Origin of the sequence: uncultured Flavobacterium sp. (assembly GCF_963975005.1) — a bacterium.
GTDB lineage: Bacteria > Bacteroidota > Bacteroidia > Flavobacteriales > Flavobacteriaceae > Flavobacterium.
This window is the reverse complement of record NZ_CAXBFR010000161.1, coordinates 1-5,163: the sequence shown is the minus strand read 5'-3', so window position 1 is coordinate 5,163 and position 5,163 is coordinate 1. Positions and strand designations below refer to the sequence as shown.

General features: G+C 31.6%; 3 protein-coding genes. 2 read left to right on the top strand and 1 reads right to left on the bottom strand.

What is annotated here, in order from left to right:
- Window positions 1–248 precede the first annotated feature (248 nt).
- The gene (gene serS / locus AACZ53_RS13625; protein WP_339839552.1) at window positions 249–1,520 is read right to left on the bottom strand and encodes a serine--tRNA ligase; all 1,272 of its coding nucleotides are present in this window, start codon (window positions 1,518–1,520) and stop codon (window positions 249–251) included.
- A 158-nt stretch (window positions 1,521–1,678) separates the two neighbouring features.
- On the opposite strand from serS, the gene AACZ53_RS13620 reads away from it, so the two are divergent.
- Together AACZ53_RS13620 and rseP are read left to right on the top strand one after the other, a co-directional pair.
- Window positions 1,679–3,592, top strand: coding sequence for a M1 family aminopeptidase (locus AACZ53_RS13620; protein ID WP_339839549.1), 1,914 nt, complete (start codon window positions 1,679–1,681; stop codon window positions 3,590–3,592).
- Between the two features lie 73 nt (window positions 3,593–3,665).
- Entirely contained in the window at window positions 3,666–4,991 is a 1,326-nt protein-coding gene (gene rseP / locus AACZ53_RS13615) for an RIP metalloprotease RseP (protein ID WP_339839546.1), read from the top strand.
- The last annotated feature ends 172 nt before the right edge of the window (window positions 4,992–5,163 follow it).

Genomic DNA, 5,163 nt, shown 5'->3' with positions numbered 1-5,163 from the left:
TGAAAAAACGCAGGATTTCCTGGCTGTTTCATAACAATTTCTTCAAGTAAAGTAATTGCTTTATCAAATTCACCTCTATCAAAATAATTATAGGCTAACTGCTCAGATTGAGCCTTAACACATACTGATAGAAGTAAACAAAAAAGAATAAAAAGTTTTCTCATACAATTACTTAGAAACAAATAATGTACTAAAGTAACATTTTTTATGCCAATTTAGTACATTGTTTTTATAAAGATTAACGTTTATTAGTCAATGATATCAAATCCTGTATATCTTCTTAATACTTCTGGAATTACAATTCCTTCTGGTGTTTGATAGTTTTCTAAAATTCCGGCTAAGACTCTAGGTAGGGCTAATGAACTTCCGTTTAAAGTATGAGCCAATTGGTTTTTTCCGTCTTTGTCTTTGAATCTTAATTTTAAACGATTGGCTTGAAAAGTTTCAAAATTTGATACTGAACTGATTTCCAACCAACGTTCTTGAGCGGTTGAATATACTTCAAAATCATAAGTTAAAGCAGACGCAAAACTCATATCACCACCACATAAACGTAAAATTCTATATGGTAATTTAAGTTCGTTTAATATTTCTTTTACATGTTCTACCATCATGTCTAAAGCTTTATATGAATTCTCTGGATGTTCAATTCGAACAATTTCAACTTTATCAAATTGGTGTAAGCGGTTTAAACCTCTAACGTGCCCCCCCCAAGAACCTGCTTCTCTTCTAAAGCAAGGTGTGTACCCTGTAGCTAAAACTGGTAATTCATTTTCTTGAAGAATTACATCTCTAAAGATATTGGTTACTGGAACTTCTGCCGTTGGAATTAAATATAAATTATCTTTTGCATCATGATACATCTGTCCTTCTTTATCAGGCAATTGACCTGTTCCATAAGCTGAAGCTTCATTTACCAAAAGAGGTACTTGAAATTCTTGATACCCTGCATCAATATTTTTATCTAAGAAATAAGAAATTAAAGCACGTTGTAATTTTGCTCCTTTTCCTTTATAAACTGGAAAACCTGGTGCTGTTATTTTTGTGCCTAATTCAAAATCTACGATGTCGTATTTTTTTATTAATTCCCAATGAGGTAATGCTCCTTCGTGAAGAGTTGGAATGGTTCCTTCTTCAAAAACATTTTCGTTTTCTTCAGGAGTTTTTCCGTTTGGAACTATTTCTGCTGGTAAATTTGGTAATTTATATAATTCTTCTTCTAATTGAGCTGAAACAGTGTTTAATGTTTCTTTTAATACTTCTGTTTGCTCTTTGAATTGGGTTGTTTTGCTTTTTAAGATCTCAGCTTTCGCTTTCTCACCATTACGCATTAAATCACCTATGTCTTTAGATACTTTATTGGATTCCGCAAGAATTGTATCAAGAGCAACTTGTGTTGATCTTCTTTTTTCATCAAAGTTAATTATGTCTTCAACAATGGATTTAGCATCCATGTTTTTCTTTGCTAATCGAGCGATAACTTCTTCCTTGTTTTCTCTAATAAATTGTATTTGTAACATAGTAAATAATTTAAGAATGCAAATGTATAAAATAGAAAGTTTAGATGCTAAAAATAGCGCAAAACAGTTGCTAAATTTCTTTTCATTTCCTTAAAATTTAGATAAGATAAAAACTTTTTTCAGAAAAAAACTTTACATTTGGGTAAAATTCTAAAAAAATGAAAAAAATCATACTCCTATTTGTACTGATTTTAAGCTCAATAACATTTGCTCAAACAGATACTTCTGAATTTGAAAAAATGGTAGAAGCTGAAATGAAATCGGCAGCAAACACTCAAAACTACGATATAACTTATCATGAATTGCGTTTTACAGTAAATCCGTCAGTTTATAATGTTAGTGGAGTAATCACTACGACTTTTACTGCTTTGGCAAATATGTCAACAATTACTTTTGACATGAGTGATTCAATGACCGTTAGTTCTATAACAAGAAATGGACAACCCTTAACTTTTACGCAAAGTGCTACAAAAGAATTAGTTATAAATTTTCCAACTGTTGTAACTACTGGTACAAGTGCAACTGTTGTAATTACTTATGCTGGTCCACCAGAATCTAATGGATTTGGCTCATTTGTAAATACAACTCATAATAGCACCCCTGTAATTTGGACATTATCGGAACCTTTTGGTGCCAGAGATTGGTGGCCATGTAAACAAGATTTAAATGACAAAGTAAATAGTATAGATGTTTATATTACAGCACCATCACAATATACAAGTGTTACAAATGGACTAGAAGTTTCTCAAACCATAAATGGTTCAAGTAAAACAACACATTTTCATCATGGATATGCTATTCCGGCTTATTTAATTGCCATTGCAGTTACAAATTATCAAATTCACAATCAACAAGCTGGTTTAGGGACAACAGCAAGTCCTTTTTTTCCAATTGTTAATTATATGTATCCCGAAACGGCTACAAATAATATAAATAGTGTTGCAATTACGCCAACAATAATGAATTTTTATGAGGAAACTTTTACACCTTATCCCTTTAGAAATGAAAAATATGGTCATGCTCAATTTGGTTGGGGAGGCGGAATGGAGCATACAACAGTTTCATTTATGACCGCAAATGGACTTGGAGCTTATAGTCGAAGTTTAATTGCACACGAATTAGGTCATCAATGGTTTGGTGACAAAGTTACTTGTGGTTCTTGGAGAGACATTTGGTTAAATGAAGGTTTTGCAACTTATTTAGCTTCATTGGTAATCGAGAATTTAGATGGAACTGCTGCTTTTGTTTCTGATAAGAATAACATGATTAACAGTATTACTTCTCAAACTAGTGGAGCTGTTTATTTAACTGAAACTGAAGCAGAAAATGTTAATCGAATATTTAGTAGTAGACTATCCTACAACAAAGGGGCAATGGTGTTAGAAATGTTGCGTTGGAAAATGGGAGATACAATGTTTTTTCAAGCCTTACGCAATTATTTAAATGACAGCAATTTGGCTTATGCCTATGCTTTAACTCCAAATTTACAAGCTCATTTAGAAGCCGTTTACGGAAGTTCATTAACTGAATTTTTTAACGATTGGATTTACAATCAAGGATATCCAACTTACACAATTAATGCTACTCCAATAAATTCTACTCAAGTTCAAATTACGGTAAACCAAAACCAATCGCACTCTAGCGTTACTTTCTTTGAAATGCCAATTGAAATTCGTTTAACGGGTTCAGGAAGTCAAGTTTTTGATGCTCGATTAGAAAACATTACTAACGGCCAACAATTTATAGTAACTGTACCATTTGCAGTAACTGGTCTAACGTTTGATCCCAACAAACATATCATTTCCAAAAACAATACTACAGCTTTAGCTAATTCGCTTTTTGAATTGCAGGAATCTATTACACTATCGCCAAATCCTGCTTCTTCTGTTGTAGAGTTAATTGTTCCTGATACTATATTAATCAAAAAAGTAGAAATATATAATACCTTAGGTCAATTAATTTCAACAAAAACAAGTTCTCAATTTAATATAGAAGATTTGTCAACTGGACTATTCACTGCTAGAATTTATACAAATGAAGGTGTCGTGGTTAAAAATCTATTAAAAAAATAAATCCTTTTAAAAAATAATTGTCAGAAGTAAGGTGAAAACCTTACTTTTGTCGCTTATAAAATTAAGTACAACAATGATTCAAGTAGCACAAATTCTATTTATATTATCCGTATTAGTTATTCTTCATGAGTTTGGTCATTATTTAGCGGCCAAAATATTTAAAGTAAGAGTAGAAAAATTCTATCTTTTTATGGATGCAGGGTTTTCTTTAGTAAAGAAAAAAATTGGAAAAACTGAATGGGGAATTGGATGGCTGCCAATAGGCGGTTATGTAAAACTTTCGGGAATGATTGATGAAAGTATGGATGTTGAACAAATGAACAGCGAACCAGAAGAATGGGAATTTAGAGCTAAACCAGCATGGCAACGTTTAATTATTATGCTTGGTGGAATTATTGTTAATATTCTTTTAGCTTGGTTTATTTATTTAATCATGTTTTCTACAGTTGGACAAAAATATGTTTCAACAGAAGCTGTCCAAAAAAATGGCTTATCTTTTGGGGAAGTTGGGAAAAGTGTTGGATTTAAAGATGGGGATAGAATTTTATCTGTTGATGGAAAACTCCAACCAAAGTTCAATTGGATGATTATCGATGTTCTTTTAAGTGATAAAATTGAAATAGAACGAGACGGAAAAAAATTAGAACTAGATTTATCTGAAGAACAAAAAGGAGAAATCATTAGTAAGGAAGGGAAAGGTTTTGCTTATGCTAGACGAATTAATTTTGCTATTGATTCGGTAACTCCAAATTCTAACGCATTTAAAGCAGGCTTGCTAAAAGGTGATGTTTTGGTTGGTATAAATGGAACTGAATTAACTTTTTATGATGAATTTACAGATGCAATTCAAAATAAAAAAAATGACTCTATTAGTATTGAGGTAATAAGAGGTAATAATCCTACTAGTATAAAAGCACAAGTTAATAAAGAAGGTAAATTAGGATTTTCTCCTGTTTTTAAAGACACGACAGAATACCTTATAAATAATAAATTAAGCATTAGCGAAGCAGTTCCTGCAGCGGCGAAAGAAGCCTGGCAGTTATTAGTTTATAATGTAAAACAGTTTAAGTTAATTTTAAGTCCAAAGACAGAAGCTTACAAACAGGTAAAAAGTCCAGTTGGAATTGCAAGAATTTTACCTGATGAGTGGAATTGGGAGTTTATTTGGAATTTTACAGCTTTATTTTCAATTGGATTAGCTTTCATTAATTTATTACCTATTCCAGGTTTAGATGGTGGACATGCTCTTTTTACAATAGTAGAAATGATAACTGGAAAAACTTTAAGCGTAAAAGCTGCAGAAAGAGTTCAGACTTTTGGAATGATTATCTTGTTGACTTTGATGGCTTTAACCTTTGGTAAAGATATCTACCAATTAATCGTAGATAAATTATTTTAAATTTTATTAAAAAAAGTTTGCAAGAATAAAAATGTGTGCTATATTTGCACTCGCAAAAAGGGTATAAATCCTTGACACATAAAGAGAATTATTGAGATTAAAAACATACAGTTTCCTTCTTAGCTCAGTTGGTTAGAGCATCTGACTGTTAATCAGAGGGTCCTTGGTTCGA

Excerpts from the sequence above, each read along its gene's own strand:
- serS (WP_339839552.1), bottom strand. The coding sequence starts at position 1,520 with ATGTTACAAATACAATTTATTAGAGAAAACAAGGAAGAAGTTATCGCT.
- AACZ53_RS13620 (WP_339839549.1), top strand. The coding sequence starts at position 1,679 with ATGAAAAAAATCATACTCCTATTTGTACTGATTTTAAGCTCAATAACA.
- rseP (WP_339839546.1), top strand. The coding sequence starts at position 3,666 with ATGATTCAAGTAGCACAAATTCTATTTATATTATCCGTATTAGTTATT.